The 15,172-nt window shown below is 68.6% G+C and carries 15 protein-coding genes; 5 read left to right on the forward strand and 10 right to left on the reverse strand.

All coding sequences use genetic code 11. The annotated features are described in order from the left end of the window. Window positions 1-3: 3 nt before the first annotated feature. Genes SNE35_RS04630 through SNE35_RS04640 form a run of 3 tightly spaced genes read left to right on the forward strand, consistent with a single transcriptional unit; the run spans window position 4 to window position 2,516 of the window. Window positions 4-1,266: a PEP-CTERM sorting domain-containing protein gene (locus SNE35_RS04630; RefSeq protein WP_320421692.1), complete on the forward strand. Its 1,263-nt coding sequence runs from the start codon at window positions 4-6 to the stop codon at window positions 1,264-1,266. Window positions 1,267-1,308: 42 nt separating this feature from the next. Continuing rightward, window positions 1,309-1,974, forward strand: a complete 666-nt coding sequence (locus tag SNE35_RS04635) for a hypothetical protein (protein ID WP_320421693.1) — start codon at window positions 1,309-1,311, stop codon at window positions 1,972-1,974. Continuing rightward, window positions 1,971-2,516, forward strand: a complete 546-nt coding sequence (locus tag SNE35_RS04640) for a cysteine hydrolase family protein (RefSeq protein ID WP_320421694.1) — start codon at window positions 1,971-1,973, stop codon at window positions 2,514-2,516. Before SNE35_RS04635 ends, SNE35_RS04640 begins: the two co-directional genes overlap by 4 nt. On the opposite strand, the gene SNE35_RS04645 is transcribed toward SNE35_RS04640, so the two are convergent. The 6 genes from SNE35_RS04645 to SNE35_RS04670 form a co-directional block, all read right to left on the reverse strand. Then, window positions 2,506-4,218, reverse strand: coding sequence for a hypothetical protein (locus tag SNE35_RS04645; RefSeq protein ID WP_320421695.1), 1,713 nt, complete (start codon window positions 4,216-4,218; stop codon window positions 2,506-2,508). The two genes, SNE35_RS04640 and SNE35_RS04645, sit on opposite strands and share 11 nt — an antisense overlap. Before the next feature lie 120 nt (window positions 4,219-4,338). After that, entirely contained in the window at window positions 4,339-5,541 is a 1,203-nt protein-coding gene (locus SNE35_RS04650) for an ROK family transcriptional regulator (protein WP_320421696.1), read from the reverse strand. Next, entirely contained in the window at window positions 5,538-5,987 is a 450-nt protein-coding gene (locus tag SNE35_RS04655; protein ID WP_320421697.1) for an RbsD/FucU family protein, read from the reverse strand. Before SNE35_RS04655 ends, SNE35_RS04650 begins: the two co-directional genes overlap by 4 nt. 9 nt (window positions 5,988-5,996) lie before the next feature. Further along, on the reverse strand, window positions 5,997-6,797 hold the full coding sequence (locus SNE35_RS04660; protein ID WP_320421698.1) for an ATP-binding cassette domain-containing protein: 801 nt from the start codon (window positions 6,795-6,797) through the stop codon (window positions 5,997-5,999). Further along, entirely contained in the window at window positions 6,797-7,759 is a 963-nt protein-coding gene (locus tag SNE35_RS04665) for an ABC transporter permease (protein ID WP_320421699.1), read from the reverse strand. The genes SNE35_RS04660 and SNE35_RS04665 overlap by 1 nt, the downstream gene beginning before the upstream one ends. A 41-nt stretch (window positions 7,760-7,800) precedes the next feature. Continuing rightward, window positions 7,801-8,811 (reverse strand): sugar ABC transporter substrate-binding protein, encoded by a 1,011-nt coding sequence (locus SNE35_RS04670; RefSeq protein WP_320421700.1) that lies wholly within the window; start codon window positions 8,809-8,811, stop codon window positions 7,801-7,803. Window positions 8,812-8,976: 165 nt separating this feature from the next. Here SNE35_RS04670 and SNE35_RS04675 point away from each other — a divergent pair, with 165 nt between their 5' ends. Further along, on the forward strand, window positions 8,977-9,900 hold the full coding sequence (locus SNE35_RS04675; protein ID WP_320421701.1) for a carbohydrate kinase family protein: 924 nt from the start codon (window positions 8,977-8,979) through the stop codon (window positions 9,898-9,900). Window positions 9,901-9,998: 98 nt separating this feature from the next. Beyond that, complete coding sequence (pepA, locus tag SNE35_RS04680; protein ID WP_320421702.1) at window positions 9,999-10,778, forward strand: flocculation-associated PEP-CTERM protein PepA; 780 nt, start codon at window positions 9,999-10,001, stop codon at window positions 10,776-10,778. A gap of 52 nt (window positions 10,779-10,830) precedes the next feature. Here pepA and fahA read toward each other — a convergent pair whose 3' ends face one another. The 4 genes from fahA to SNE35_RS04700 are packed head-to-tail and all read right to left on the reverse strand — an operon-like array spanning window position 10,831 to window position 15,168. Next, window positions 10,831-12,150 carry a fumarylacetoacetase gene (gene fahA / locus SNE35_RS04685; protein ID WP_320421703.1) on the reverse strand — a complete coding sequence of 440 codons (1,320 nt, stop codon included), beginning with the start codon at window positions 12,148-12,150 and terminating at the stop codon, window positions 10,831-10,833. A gap of 2 nt (window positions 12,151-12,152) precedes the next feature. Next, window positions 12,153-13,448: a homogentisate 1,2-dioxygenase gene (gene hmgA, locus SNE35_RS04690; protein ID WP_320421704.1), complete on the reverse strand. Its 1,296-nt coding sequence runs from the start codon at window positions 13,446-13,448 to the stop codon at window positions 12,153-12,155. Then, complete coding sequence (locus SNE35_RS04695; protein WP_320421705.1) at window positions 13,445-13,645, reverse strand: DUF2783 domain-containing protein; 201 nt, start codon at window positions 13,643-13,645, stop codon at window positions 13,445-13,447. Before SNE35_RS04695 ends, hmgA begins: the two co-directional genes overlap by 4 nt. After that, window positions 13,636-15,168, reverse strand: a complete 1,533-nt coding sequence (locus SNE35_RS04700) for an FAD-dependent oxidoreductase (RefSeq protein WP_320421706.1) — start codon at window positions 15,166-15,168, stop codon at window positions 13,636-13,638. Before SNE35_RS04700 ends, SNE35_RS04695 begins: the two co-directional genes overlap by 10 nt. Between the last annotated feature and the right edge of the window lie 4 nt (window positions 15,169-15,172).

The raw sequence follows: 15,172 nt of genomic DNA on the forward strand, positions 1-15,172 counted from the left end.
CGCATGAAGACGATGCCCACCGTCCTTGCCGCGCTGATGTTGGCAGCCGGCCTCACCACCGCCGCCGCCCAGGCCGCGGACGACCCGATCAAGATCCTGTTCGTCGGCAACAGCTACACCTTCGGCCGCGTCGATCCGGTGATGAGCTACAACGCCGCCAATGTGCACGACCTGACCGCCGGCTTCTACGCCGTCAACCAGACCGGCACGAACCCGTGGGAGCCGCATCCCTGGGGCGGCGTGCCGGGCATCTTCAAGCAGATGACGGTGGAGGCCGGGCTGAACTACGACGTGTCGATCTCGGCACGCAACGCCGCCACCCTGCGCGGCCAGTTCCTGCAGACCACCACGGGCTGGAACATGCGCGAGAACGTGGCTTCGCAGGACTGGGGCGTCGTGGTGCTGCAGGAGCAGAGCGACGCGGCGCTGCCGGCCGGCAAGGGCGCGAACGCGAACATCGCGCAGTTCCAGGCCTATGCGAACCAGTTCGAGACCTTCATCCACAACGGCGCCGCGCAGAGCTACACCGAGACGCAGCTCTATGGCGGCCTGGCCAACTGCATGGCGACGGGCCTCTCGCAGACCTCCTGCGGCATCACGCGCAAGATCGCGGCCAACACGAAAGCGGACGCGAACACCAAGGTCTACCTGACCGACACCTGGGCGCGGCCGGACATGGCCTTCGCGCACAAGAACATCGTCAGCGACCCGAACACGCCGGACGGCGCGCCGATCGTGGACACCAGCGGCGGCCCCAACGGCACGGCCGCGACGCTGTACTACTCGAACCTGCAGGACATGACGACGGACCTGCACAACACGATCTACGGCGTGGCCGCCGCGAACCCGAACTTCGCCGGCGTGATCGCCGCCGGCGACGCCTTCCAGCTCGCCATGAACTCGGGCCTGGCGATGAGCAGCGGCTTCTACGACGCCAATGGCGTGTTCGTGCCGGCCTCCAGCACCGGCCCGATCGACCTGTTCTGGAAGGACGGCCTGCACGCCAGCATGTACGGCAGCTACCTCGACGCGCTGGTGCAGTTCGGCACGATCACCGGCGTGGACCCGCTGTCGCTGGGCGTCGGCGAACAGGCGGCGAAGGACCTGGGCATCGACCCCACGATCGCGCTGGCCCTGGAGCACGTGGCCAGCGAGCAGCTGGGCTTCGCCGCGACCGTGCCGGAGCCCTCGACCTGGGCGCTGCTCGGCGCCGGCCTGGGCTTCGTCGGCCTGCGTTCGCGCCGGCAGCGTCGCCAGCAGGACTGAGCCTCAGCGGAGGGTTCGCCGGGTCGCGTAGAGTGCGGCCCGATGAACCCGCTGCTGCAAGCCCAATGGCAACGCCTTTTCCGCACTGAAGGCGAAGGCCGCACCCGCGCCGCCCGGCTCGAGCTGGCGCGGCCCGCCGACTGGGACGCGCTCGGCGCGCTGTGGCGCGGCGTGCAGGCGGACCTGGGCCTGCCCGCGCCGGCGATCGCGGTCAACGGCGTGGACGGCTACCAGCTCTGGTTCTCGTTCGCCACGCCGCAGCCGCTTGACGAGATCGCGGCCTTTCTCGATGCCTTGCGGCAGCGCTGGCTCGCCGGCATCGCCGAGGCACGGTTCTCCACCAGCCTGCGCCCGGACGAGGAAGAGCTGCCGCCGCGCCAGACCGGCGACGAGCAATGGTTCGCCTTCGTCGCGCCGGACCTGGCGCCCGTCTTCGCCGAGACGCCCTGGCTGGACCTGACGCCGAATCCCGAGGGCCAGGCCGAGTTGCTGTCCCGCCTGGCGAGCATCGCGGACGCCGACTTCCGCCGGGCGATGCAAGACCTGGCACCGGCGCCGACCACGTCAGCGGCGCCTGCCGGCAAGGCGACCGAATCCGATCCCCTGGCCTTCCTCAGCCGCGTGATGAACGACACCGCGGCGCCGCTGGCGCTGCGCATCGAGGCGGCCAAGGCCCTCCTCCCCTACACCACCCGACGCCAGCCATGAGCGATACCGCCGTCCTCGTCATCGACGTCCAGCAAGGCCTGTGCAGCGGCGAGTACGCCTGCCCCGACCCCGCCGGCCTGATCGAGCGGATCAACACCGTCACCGCCAAGGCCCGCGCCGCCGGCGTGCCGGTCGTGCTGATCCAGCACGAGGACGACGGCCTGCTCGCCCACGGCGGCGCGGCCTGGCAGCTGGCCGAAGGCCTCGTCGCCGAGCCGGCCGACATCCGCCTGCGCAAGACCATCACCGATTCCTTCCACCGCACCGATCTGCACGAGCGCCTGCAGCAACTGGGCGTGCGCCGGCTGGTGATCTGCGGCCTGCAGAGCGACTTCTGCGTGGACACGACGACGCGCAGTGCGATGCGGCTGGGCTACCCGGTCACGCTGGTGGCCGACGGCCACTCGACGATGGACAACGGCCTGCTCACGGCAGAACAGATCAGCCGCCACCACGGGCTGACCTTGTCGAACATCGAAAGCTTCGGCCCGCGCACGACCCTGGTGGCGGCGCGGGACCTCGCCTTCCCCGTCAAGGATTGACGATCGCCTTGATCGGCGACAGCTGCATCTGGTTGGTCGCCGGCAGCGCCAGCACCGACAGGTTCATGCCGCGCATGCCCAGCGCGATGAACTCGGCCACATTGCTGGTGGAGCCGTCGCTGGCGGTCACGCCGGTGGCGGGCAGGCGGCGCACGTAGCCGTCGCGCAGGCTGTTGATCACCAGCGTCTCCGGCCGGGTCGCGCCGGTCGTCTGGTTGATGACGTTCTGCCGCAGGTAGCTGCCGGCCGCCGTGTCCACCGATTCGACGGTGTTCTTCGAGTTCGAGATCGCCGATGGCGCGGTGTACTGCGCCGTGATGGATACGTTCCAGTTCTGCTGTACGCCGCCGACCGGCGGCATCGCCACCGCCGCCTTGCGCGTGACGAAGCTGATGTGGCCGTTGGGCGAGATCGTCACCACCATCAGCTCGCCGCCGCCGGCGCGGTAGGCGAACAGGCGATCGGTCCAGCCCTCGGTCTTGCTGGTCCAGTCGAAGCCGCCCTCGGCATTGGGCGTGGCCACGATGTCGGGCAAGGTGGCCGGCACGCTGCAGTTGCGCAGGTCGTCGCAGAAATTGAGGGCTGTGACCTTGCCGGCGGCATCGATCGTCACCGTCGCGCTGGTCAGGTGGATCGGGCCGTTGTCCTCGGTGCGGTCGAAGGCCATCGTGTTCCACTCGCCGGCCAGTTCGGCCACCGTGTGCGTCTGCTCGGGAAAGAGCACGGCCGCCTGCAGCGGCGGCGCATCGCGGTGCGCAACACGGGCGACGATGACGCCGGCCGCGGTCACGACCAGTTCGGAGCCGCCGGCGTTGTCGAGCGTGTAGCTGCAGTCGCCGGTGGCCGTCAGCGTGTAGACCTGCTGCGTGTCGTCGGTCAGCTTCAGCGCGGCGGCGTCCAATGTCAGCAGCGCGGTCTGCGGCGATTCGCTGTCGTTGACGATCAGGCGGTACTTGCCGCTGCGCAGCGCCGGGCAGTTGGGCGCGGCCGGCGCCAGCAGCAGCTCCGGCGGCAGCGAGGCGACCGTGCTGGTTGTGGTCGATGCGCTCGAGCCGCGTGCCACCGTATGCGCCAAGGTGGCCAGGGTCGTGCCGGCGGCGTCCAGCTTGGCCTTCAGCGCGAGCAGGGCCTGGTCGTAGGCATCGCCACTGGCGGAAGGCACCAGCGTGCCGGCGATCGGGTCGCTGGCGGTGCCGAGGTCGACGCCAGCGGATTTCAGCATCGCGCCGACGCTGCCCGCGGCGCCCTGCACCTGCGCACTGGTCACCGCGCTGCTGGCGCCGAAGGCGTCGTAGTAGCCGGCCGTGTCGGCACCGGCGAGGCTGGCGACGACCAGCTCGGTCACCGGCGTCAGGTGCGCTGTGACGGCGGTACTGCTGGCGCCGCTGCCGGCGGCCACCGTGTGCAGCACCGTGCCGTCGGCCGCAGTGACACGCGCAACGCAGGGCAGCTCGCCGCCGCTGATCGCGATCGCGTAGACGCCGGCGGCCGATGTCGTCGCGCTGCCGCTGCCGGTCTTGCACTTGGCCTCGACGGTGGCGCCGGCGATTGCCGCGCCGGTGGCGGCGGTGCCGCCGATGTTCAGGCTGGCGGGCGTGGGCGGGGTCGGCGGCGCGCTGTCGTCGCTATCGCTGCCGCCGCAGGCGGCCAATGCAGCGGTGGCCAGCACGGAGATGGCGCAGACACGGGGAATTCTTCGCATGGTGCAGCTCCTCGAAGGGGTGAGAGGGAGCCACAGCATTCGGCCAAGCAGCCGCCTTGAGATCCCCAGAACCGACGAGGCCGCCGGGGAAGCTGCTCAGAATTGATGAGGCCGAAGTATCTAGCTAGATACCTTCAGGAACAGCTCGCGATCCGGCGCGTAGTTCGCGTAGAGCGGCAGCAGCGCACCGCCGAGCGCGCGCGCGTCGGCGCCGACGGTGCCGGCCAGCAGCGCGGGCCGGGCCACGCCCTCCCAGTCGCAATGCGTGCCCAGCGTGCGCTCCAGTTCGGCGAGCAGTTCGTGCAGCAGCGCCGGTGCGCAGTTGCCGTCGATGACGACGGTCTCCAGGTCCAGCAGGCAGGCGGCGCTGTGGATCGCGTGGGCCACGGCGGGGCCGACCTCGCGCAACCATTCCTGCGTCAGGCCCGCCCAGGCCGGCGCCAGTGCGCGGGCGTCGTAGACGGCATCGCTGTCCAGGCCCGCAGCGCGAAAGCGCGCCTCGAGCTTGAACAGCGAGGCCGCGCCGAGCAGTTGGCCGGGTGCCGCGGCACCGGCCTGCATCGAACCCACGGCGCCGGCGTTGCCGTGCGGGCCGGCGCGCAACTGCCCGTCCAGCACCAGCGCGCCGCCGATGAAGGTGTCCAGGAAGATGTAGAGATAGCTGTCGATGCGTCGGCCGTGGCCCATCACCAGCTCAGCGACGCAGGCCGCGGCGGTGTCCTTGACGAACCGCACCGGCAGCCCGCCGGCCATGGCCTCGACGCGCGCGCGGATGTCGATGCCGGCCCAGCGCGCCGCCTGATCCGGCGCCACGCCCAGCAGCGCCTGCCAGCCGTCCAGCGACAGCGGTGCGGCCACGCCGATGCCGTGCAGGCGCGAGCGCAAGACCGGCGCGAGGCTGGCCCGCAGCAGCGCCAACCGCTCGCGGATCGCGTCGAACAAGGTGGCGGGATCGGGGAAGTCGTAGCGCAGCGTCTGGCGCTCGCGCACCTGGCCGCAGAAGTCCACCAGCAGCAGGTCGAGGCTGCGACGACCGATCTTGATGCCGATCGAGAAACCGCCGTCCGGGTTCAGCGCCATCGGCACCGAAGGCTGGCCGACCTTGCCGCGCACCGGGTCGCCGCGCAGCACCAGCTCCTCGGCCTCGAGCCGGGCGATGATGATCTGCACCGTCTGCGCGGTCAGGTGCGTGAGACGGGCGATGCCGGCCTTGGCCAGCGGCCCGTGCAGGCGGATCGCCTGCAGCACGACACGCTCGTTGAACTGGCCCAGGCCGACGCTGTTGGACCCGCGCGGGGCGGCGGCCTTGGTCCGCGTAGTCACGGCTGCAAGGGCGCGGCGATCACACCTTTCTTGAACAGCACGTTGCCGTAGGGCTGCAGCTCGCCGGTCTGCACGATCGCGAAGGCGTGGCGCGCGCGGTCGTAGAAGGCGAAGCGCTCCATCGCCTCGCAGGGCACCGGCGTCACCATCGCCGCCACCTCGCGCTGCAGCGCGGAAAGGTAGCCGGCCGGCTCGTGGCCGACCTGCATGAAGGCGACCGGCCGCTCGACGAAGGTGTCCAGCGGGAACAGCGACAGCACGGCCTTGCTGGCGCGCACCACGTCGATGCCGGGCAGCCGGATCACCGGCCGGCCCTGCGGCGACAGCGCGGCCAGTGAATCGGCGGTGAAGTTGGCGTCGGCGAGCACGATCTCGTCGCCGTGGCCCATCTGGGCCAGCACCATCAGCAGTTCGGGCGTGAGGGCGGGGTCGATTCCCTTGAGCATGATCGGTTCCTAGTGAGCGAGGGCTTCGGGTGGCAGGTCTTCCGGCCGAACCGCGCCGGTCATCACTGCCACTGTATCGCTCATGTTGATCTTCTTCGGATCGAGCACGCAGGCGCGGCGGCCCAGGCGGGCGACGTGGATGCGGTCCGCGATCTCGAACACGTGCGGCATGTTGTGGCTGATCAGCACGACGGAGAGGCCCTGGTCGCGCACGCGGCGGATCAGCTCCAGCACCATATTGCCTTCCTTGACGCCCAGCGCCGCGGTGGGCTCGTCCATGATGACGACGTGCCGCGCGAAGGCCGCGGCCCGCGCCACCGCCACGCACTGGCGCTGGCCACCCGACAAGGTCTCGACCGGTTGCGTCATCGAGCGGATGCCGACCTTCAGCTCGCTCATCCGCGCGACGCTCTGCGCCAGCATCTCCTTCTTGTCGAGCATGCGCAGCAGGCTGCCGAGGGGGCCCTTGCGGCGGATCTCGCGGCCGAGGAAGAGGTTCTCGGCGATCGTCATCGCGGGTGCGACGGCGAGGTCCTGGTAGACCGTCTCGATGCCGGCGCGGCGCGCGTCGATCGGGCTCCTGAAGTTGACGCCCTGGTCATCCAGCTCGATCGAGCCCTCGTCGGGAATCGTCGCGCCCGACAGGCACTTGATCAGCGAGGACTTGCCGGCGCCGTTGTCGCCGATGACGGCCAGGATCTCGCCCTCGCGCAGCTCGAAGTCGGCGCCGTCCAGCGCGGTGACCTGGCCATAGCGCTTGGTGAGGCCGCGGGCCTTCATCACCAGCCGGTGAGTAACTGTTGCGTTCATCAGCGGGCTCCTTTGCGGGAGAGTTGGTCGATGGCCACGGCCAGGATCACCAGGATGCCGGTGATGAGGACCTGATAGACCGAGGGCACGCCCGACAAGGTCAGGCCGTTGCGCAGCACGCCGACGATCAGCGCGCCGAGCAAGGTGCCCATCACGCCGCCGCGGCCGCCGAACAGGCTGGTGCCGCCGAGCACGCAGGCGGTGATCGCATCGAGGTTCTCGGTCTGGCCGGCGTTGGGATCGCCGACGCCGGTGCGTGCCACCGACAGCAGCGCCGCCACGCCGTAGAGCACGCCGGCGAACAGGTGCACGCCCAGCAGCACGCGCAAGGTCGGGATGCCGGTGAGCCGCGTGGCCTCCGGGTTGTTGCCGACCGCGTAGACGTGCCGCCCGGAAGCGGTCTCACGCAGCCAGAACCAGACGCCGAGGTAGAGCGCGATCATCAGCACGGAACCGAAGGCCACTTGCGTGCCCCCGATACCGAAGGTCTCGCCCAGCGCGCTCATCATCGGCGGCACGTCGGTCACCGTCTGCGCCTTCGAGTAGATCTGCGTGATCGCGAAGGCGATGTTCAGCGAACCCAGCGTGACGATGAAGGACGGCAGCTTGATCTGCGTGATCAGCAGGCCGTTGAACAGGCCGAACAGCGTCGTCACCGCGATGCCGCAGAGGATGGCCAGCGGCGCGGGCAGGCCCGCCTCCACGGCCATCTTGCTCATCACGATGCTGCCCAGCGCCATCACCATGCCGCAGGACAGGTCGATACCAGCCGTCAGGATCACCAGCGTCTGGCCGATGGCGATGACGCCGACGACCATCAGCTGCTGCAGGATCAGCGAGAAGTTCGCGCCGCTGAGGAACTGCGGGCTCTGCGTGGCGAACACGGCGCAGGCGATGAAGAGCGCGACCAGCGGCCCGAGCGTGCTCATCGCGGGCAGGCGGTTGTTGATGGAGTTGGCCATGGGCTTGATGCTCCGGGTATTGGCAAGCGCGGCGGCGGCTGTCACTTCTTGCCCCAGCAGAGGTCCAGCCCAAGTTTGGTGTCCTTGCTGTCGACACCCGCCACGGGCTTGGCGGAGATCAGCGTGACGCCGGTGTCCACGTAGCCGCTGGCCTTCTTGCCGCCCTGCGCGTAGGCGACGCCGGCGTCCACGCCCATCGCGGCCATCTTCAGCGGGTACTGCTGCGAGGTGGCGGCGATCTTGCCGGCCATCACGTCGCGGATGCCGTCGCAACCGCCGTCGATGGAGACGATCATCACGGCCTTTTCCTTGCCGGCCTTCTTCAGCGCGTTGTAGGCACCGGCGGCGGCGGGCTCGTTGATCGTGTAGACGAGGTTGATGTCCGGGTTCTTCTGGAGGCAGTTCTCCATCGCGGTCTGGCCCTTGGCGCGATCGCCGAAGCTGTCGGCCATGCAGACGACCTCGGCCGGCTGCGCCAGCGTGTTGTCGGCCTTCTCCTTGGTCGCCAGGCCGTAACCCTTCAGGAAGCCGTTGTGACGCTGCGCGCCGACCGGGTGGCCGGGCAGCAGGTCCAGCGTGGCGATCTTGGCGGGCCTGCCTGCCATCGCCACTTTCGCGTACTCGCCGATCAGGATGCCGGCCTTGTAGTTGTCAGTGGCGAACAGCGCATCGGTGGCGTCGGCCGGATCGGCCGGGCTGTCCAGCGCGATCACCTGCACGCCCTTGGCCTGCGCCTTCTTGATCGCCGGCACGATGGCCTTGGAATCGCTGGGCGTGATCAGGATGGTCTTGGCGCCGGCGCCGATCATGTTTTCCATCGCCGTCACCTGGCCGGCGTTGTCGCCGTCGGCCTTGCCGGCGCCGCTGAGCAGCTTCGCGCCCTTGGCCTTGGCCGACTCGGTGGCGCCTTCGATCATCTTGACGAAGAAGGGATTGGTCTCGGTCTTGACGATCAGGCCGATGACCGGCTGGTCGGCCGCGACGGCGGCAGAAGCTGCCAGGGCCAGGGTGGAAGCGGCGGCGATCGAGGAAAGCAGGAAGTAGCTGCGCATGGGTCTTGTCTCCATATATAGGTTGCCGCTCGTCCGTGCGGCGGTCGGGCCGGTGCGCATTCCGCACCGGCGTGTCGCCAGTCTATTTAATAAATCAATTTGATTGATTAATGGAGAACCCTTAGGCTGCGCGTCCATTCCTCGAGCAAAAACGGAGACAAAGCCATGTTCCTGGTCTGCGGCGAATCGCTGATGGACGTGTTCTCGGTCGGCGACACGCCGACCGGCGTGACCTTGGATGCCCGCGTCGGCGGCTCGCCGATGAACGTGGCGATCGGCCTGGCGCGGCTGGCGCAGCCAGTGGCCTTCTACGGCGGGCTGTCCCGCGATTTCCTCGGTGAGCGGCTGACCCGCGCGCTGCGCGCCGAAGGCGTCGACCTGGCGCACGCGCCGGTGGTCGACGCGCCCACCACCGTCAGCCTGGTCGGCCTGAATGCCCAGGGCGTGCCCAGCTACGCCTTCTACGGCCATGGCGCCGCGGACCGGCAGGTGACGATCCCGTCACTGCCGCCGGCAGGCCTGTTCCGCGCCATCCATGTGGGCAGCTATGCCACCGTCGTCGCGCCAGTGGCCGCCACACAGCGCGCGCTGATCGAGCGCGAGCAAGGCCGCGCGCTGATTGCCTACGACCCGAACATCCGGCTCAACGTCGAGCCGGACCTGGCCGTCTGGAAAGCCCAGCTCGACTGGATGCTGCCGCGCACGCAGTTGCTGAAGATCAGCGACGAGGACCTCGGCCTGCTGCTCCCGGGCACGACGCCGGAGGCTTTCGCCGCGACGGCGCTGGCGCAGGGCGTGCAGTTGGTTGTCGTGACCCGCGGCGGCGAAGGCGCGCTCGGCTGGACGCAGACGCAGCAGGCACGCGCCGAGGCGCGCAAGGTGACGGTGATCGACACGGTCGGCGCCGGCGATACCTTCCAGGCCGCCCTGCTGACCTGGCTGGCCGAGCGGGACCGGCTGTCGGCCGAAGCGCTGGGCCACTTGAATAGGGGGGATCTGCAGACGTTGCTGGACTTTGCTGGAGCTGCCGCTGCTATAACCTGCTCACGGCGCGGGGCGGACATGCCGCGACGCACTGAACTTGACTGATTTTTTCCATCTAGGTGCGCAACCTCTTGGCAATATCCAGTCACTAACACTACGATCCAGCAATTACTGCGCCTTCAGCAGTCACACGGAGACGAGCGATGACGACGACGATTCAACGCGGCCTGATCGGCGCAGGCCTGCTGGCCCTGTCGGCCGCTGCCAGCGCGCTGCCCAGCTTCACCTTCGACCCAGCAGCCGTCGGCCTGAACGGCAGCAGCTTCACTGCGGACAACCTGCTGATTACGGACTACGCCCGCGTCACTTCTAGTCCGAGCGGCGCATTCACTGAGACCGGTTTCCTGAGCATCTACGCCGCTCAATCGGGCGACGATTTGGCGGCCACAACCGGCCTGAACGTCGCCAACACCGGGTACTCCCTCTACATTTCCTTTAATGGCACCGGTCAGATCACTTCGGGCTCGAACCCGCTGACCGGCCCGACCAGCGGCGTGTTCAACACACTGGATTACACGCTGTGGGCTGCGCCGGGCAAGGCTACCTTCACCTTTACAAACAACACTCCGACGACTTCGGCCACGAACGCTATCGAGCTAGCCAGCGGCAGCCTGGTCGAAGGCAGCCTCGGCACCCGGGTGTCGGGCTCTTCGTTCTCGCCGTCGGCCGATGCAACGATGACCTTCGTCGTCAACCCGGCGAGCGCGGCCTTCTTCAGTTCGTTCGATTACAACCAAGCACTCACCTCGTTCACGAACACGAGTTCGCAAGTGACCGTGCTGGCCGATGGCTTCACGATCAACAAGGGCGGCGGCTCGATCAACTTCGCCAGCGCCGTGCCGGAGCCGGAAACCTACGCAATGATGCTGGCCGGCCTCGTGTCGATCGGCTTCCTGACGCGTCGCCGCGGTACGAAGCGCTAAGCAGCCCTTCCGCCGCAATGAAAGCAGCGCCCCGCGGGGCGCTGTTTCTTTTTCAGGCCTGGCGCGCCGCTAGGATCGTGCCGCTGCAGGCGCCGAAGCCGATGCGGCGCGCGTCGCCCCGCTGCGCGAAAGCCTTCAGCGTGACGGTGTCACCGTCTTGCAGGAAGGTCCGCGCCTCAGCGTTCGGCAGCGTCAGCGGGCGCTTGCCACCATCCGACAGTTCCAGCAGCGAACCACTCTCCTCCGCCGCCGCGCCGGACTGGGTGCCCGTGCCCAGCAGATCTCCAGGCTGCAGATTGCAGCCGTTGCTGGCGTGGTGCGTCAGCATCTGCGCGAGCGTCCAGTAGGCGCTGCTGCCGAAGTTCGAGCGCATCAGGCGTACAGCCGGCTCGCCGGCGGCGCGCATGGTGGCCGTCTGCAGCCAGACCTCCAGTTCGATCGCGTAGCCGCCTTCGGCGCGGTTCTTCTCCGAATCGAGATAGGGCAATGGCGCAGGATCCTCGGCCGGATGGGCGAAGGCGCAACGGAAGGGTTCCAACGCCTCCATCGTGACGATCCAGGGCGAGATCGTCGTTGCGAAGTTCTTGGCCAGGAAGGGGCCGAGCGGCTGGTATTCCCAGGCCTGGACGTCGCGGGCAGACCAGTCGTTCAGCAGACAGACGCCGAACAGGTGCTCATCGGCGCGTGCCATCGGGATGGGCTCGCCCAACGGGTTTCCACTCGCCACGAAGACGCCCAGTTCCAGTTCGTAATCCAGTCGCTGGCTGGGCGCCAAGGCGGGCACCTCCGCCTGCGGCGGCTTCAGTTGCCCCCAGGGGCGGCGGACGTCCATGCCGTCGACGCCGATCGAGGAACTGCGGCCGTGGTAGCCGATCGGCACCCACTTGTAGTTGGGCAGCAGCGGGTTGTCCGGACGGAACAGCTTGCCGACCGTCGTCGCGTGATGGATGCCGGTGTAGAAGTCCGTGTAGTCGCCGATGCGGCAAGGCACGGCCATCTCGACGACCGATTGCGCGACCAGGCAGGCCTGCAGCGCAGCCTGCTGGGAACTACCGGCAGCCAGCGCATCGAACAGCGCGTGACGCACCGCGCGGCGCGTGGCCGGGGGGGCGGCCATGAAGCCGTTCATGTCGCCGTTCGCCAGTGCCTGCAGTTGCACGCGAACCGGCGTATCCCAGCGGCCGGCAGCGGCGGCCAGCTTCAAGTCGAGGATGAACTCGCCGATCGCCACACCGGCGCGCAGCGACTCGTTATGGCCCGCGCGGCGGAACAGGCCATAGGGCAAGTTCTGCAGCGGGAAATCAGCATCGGCCGCGTTGGCGGATTCGACCCAGCTTTGCGCGGCCGGGTCATGGGTATGGTCGAGATTCATGGTCAATTCTTGAAGTTGTCGGCCAGGTTCGCCCAGCAGTTCGCATAGGTCGCTTCCAGCGCGCCGCCCGTGAGCGCGAACTCGGTCGGGCGCAGGCGCCAGCGCGTTTCGAACATGAACGCGAGCGTGTTGTCCAGCTTGTGCGGCACCAGCGGCGCGTTGCTGGCCTTGTCGAAGGCTTCGGTGTCGGGACCGTGCGGGACCATCGCGTTGTGCAGGCTGGCGCCGCCTGGCTTGAAGCCCTCGGGCTTGGCGTCGTACTGGCCGGTAACCAGGCCCATGAACTCGCTCATCACGTTGCGGTGGTACCAGGGCGGGCGGAATGTGTCTTCAGCGACCAGCCAGCGCGGCGGGAAGATCACGAAGTCGGCATTGGCCCAGCCCTCGGTATCGCTGGGGCTGGTCAGCACGGTGAAGATGCTCGGGTCCGGATGGTCGAAGCTGATCGAGCCGATCGTCATGAAGTGCGCGGTGTCGTACTTGTACGGGCTCAGGTTGCCGTGCCAGGCGACGACGTTGAACGGCGTGTGCGCCTGCTCTGCGGTCCAGAGGCGGCCGCCGAACTTCTTGACGATCTCGTAGGCACCCTCTTCCGCTTCATAGGCGGCGACGGGGGCGAGGAAATCACGCGGGTTGGCCAGGCCGTTGGAGCCGATCGGGCCCAACTCGGGCAGGCGGAAGGCGGCGCCGTGGTTCTCGCAAACATAGCCGCGCGCGGGCCCGTCCACATCGATCTTGAAGACCAGGCCACGCGGAATCAGCGCGATCTCGCCCGGCTTCACATCGAGCAGGCCCAACTCGGTGGTGACGCGCAGCGCGCCCTGCTGCGGCACGATCAGCAGCTCGCCATCCGCGTCGACAAAGGCGCGGCGGCCCATCGACCGGTTGGCCAAGTACAGGTGCACGGCGATGCCGACCTGGGCGTCCGGGTCGCCATTGACGGCAAAGGTGCGCAGGCCGTCAACGAAGTCCAGCGGCTCGGTGGAGGCATCGGGGATGGCCGTCGGTGCCCAGCGCAGCGGATCCGGAGGCACGGACTGACCCTCGGCGGCGCCGCTCTTGAGGAAGCGGTGCTCCAGCGGCCGGTAGCCGCCGACGACGACCGAGGGCCGGCGGCGGTACATCCAGGTGCGCAGGTTCTCGGCGCGCGGCGCGGTGAAGGCGGTGCCGGACAGCAGCTCGGCGTAGAGGCCCAGCGCCACCTTCTGCGGGCTGTTGCGGCCGACCGGTAGCGCGCCGGGATGCGCCTCGCTGGCGTGCTCGTTGCCGAAGCCGGATTGATATTGCAAGGGACTCATGGGTTCACCGTGTTGTCTCGGGCGAGGGACAGTGCTTCGTCGAGCACGGCCCGGTCGCCGATGTGGTTGGCCAGGATCAGCACCAGCTTGGCGAGCAGCATGTCGGCCTGCTCGTCGCTCATGTTGCGCTGGCTGTCGATCAGGGCGGCGTAGAAGCCGTCGGGATCCGGGATGTTGGGCGTCAGGATCAGCGGCATAGCGCGCGCTCCAGTGCGGCATGCACCTTGTTCGCATCGAAACGGCGCCAGCGGGCGGCGACGACACGATCGGGGCGGATCAGGTAGCAGGTGCCAGGTCTTGCGTCATAACGCTCCCGGCCGACGGCATCGAGCTCGACGACCGGCAGCTCGGATGACACCGGCCCCGCGCTCAGCAGGGAGAAGCCCTCCGCCAGCCGAGTGAGCAGCCAGCCGCCGTCCTGAGGTGCATCGACACAGGGGCTGCCCGGCGCGGGGCCGCCGTCGAACCGGTCTTCGTCCGGGGTGTTCAAGGGCGAGCGGGCGTAGGGCGTGGGCATGGACAGGCGCCCGCTGTTGACGAGAGGCCGCGCGAAGGGCTGCGTGCGAGCCAGTTCCAGCACTGCATTGCGCAGGCGCAACGAGCTGCGGCTCTTGGGGCTGATGAAATCCGTCGAGCGGGTGGAGTGGCCGATGTTGTCGTCGGCCGCGGCCGCGCGCTCGGCGTGATAGCTGTCCAGCAGCGACTCGGGCGCACGGCCCGCGATCACGGCGGCGAGCTTCCAGGCCAGGTTATCGGCATCCTGCATGCCGCTGTTGGCGCCGCGTGCGCCGAAGGGCGAGACCTGGTGCGCCGCATCGCCCGCGAACAATACGCGGCCGTGGCGGAAATCCTTCATCCGCCGGCAGGCGAACTGGTAGACCGAGACCCACTCCAGCTCGAACTCGGCCTGCGGCCCGAGCATCGCGCAGATGCGTGGAATCACCCGCTCGGGCTTCTTCTCCTCGGCCGGATCGGCATCGCGGCCGAGCTGGAAATCGATGCGGTAGACGTTGTCGGCCTGCTTGTGGAGCAGCACCGACTGGCCGGGATGGAAAGGCGGGTCGAACCAGAACCAGCGCTCCGTCGGGAAATCGGCCTTCATCACGACGTCGGCGATCAGGAAGCGGTCGTGGAAGACCTGACCCTCGAAGTCCAGGCCCAGCAGCCGGCGCGTATCGCTGCCGGCGCCGTCGCAGGCGATCAGCCAGTCGGCCTCGAGCGTGAACGTCGCATCGGGCGTCTCGACCTGCAGTTCGACGCCGTCGGCCTTGCTCGTCAGGCCCACCAGCTTGTGCTTCCAGTGCAGCGCCACCAGCGGCTCGCGCAGGCAGGCGTTCACCAGCGCTTCCTCCAGGTGGTACTGCTGCAGGTTGATCATCGCCGGCTGCTTGTGCTGCGGCTGCGGCAGCAGGTCGAACTGGTAGGCCAGGCCCTCGCCATGGAAGACCTTGCCGATCTGCCACTTCACGCCCTGCTCCACCAGCGCTTCGCCCACGCCCAGGCGGTCCAGCAGTTCCAGCGTGCGCTTGGCGTAGCAGACGGCGCGCGAGCCGAGGCTGACGCGGTTGTTGTCGTCCAGCACCAGCACCGGCACGCCGCGCTTTGCCAGGTCCAGCGCGGCGGTGAGGCCGACCGGGCCGGCGCCGATGACGACCACCGGCCGGCGCTGCGGCGTGCAGCGTTCATAGGCGTACTCGGGCGCCTGGTAGGTCTTCAGCATCGCA

The sequence above is a fragment of the Roseateles agri genome (assembly GCF_034043675.1).
Classification (GTDB): domain Bacteria; phylum Pseudomonadota; class Gammaproteobacteria; order Burkholderiales; family Burkholderiaceae_C; genus KK5.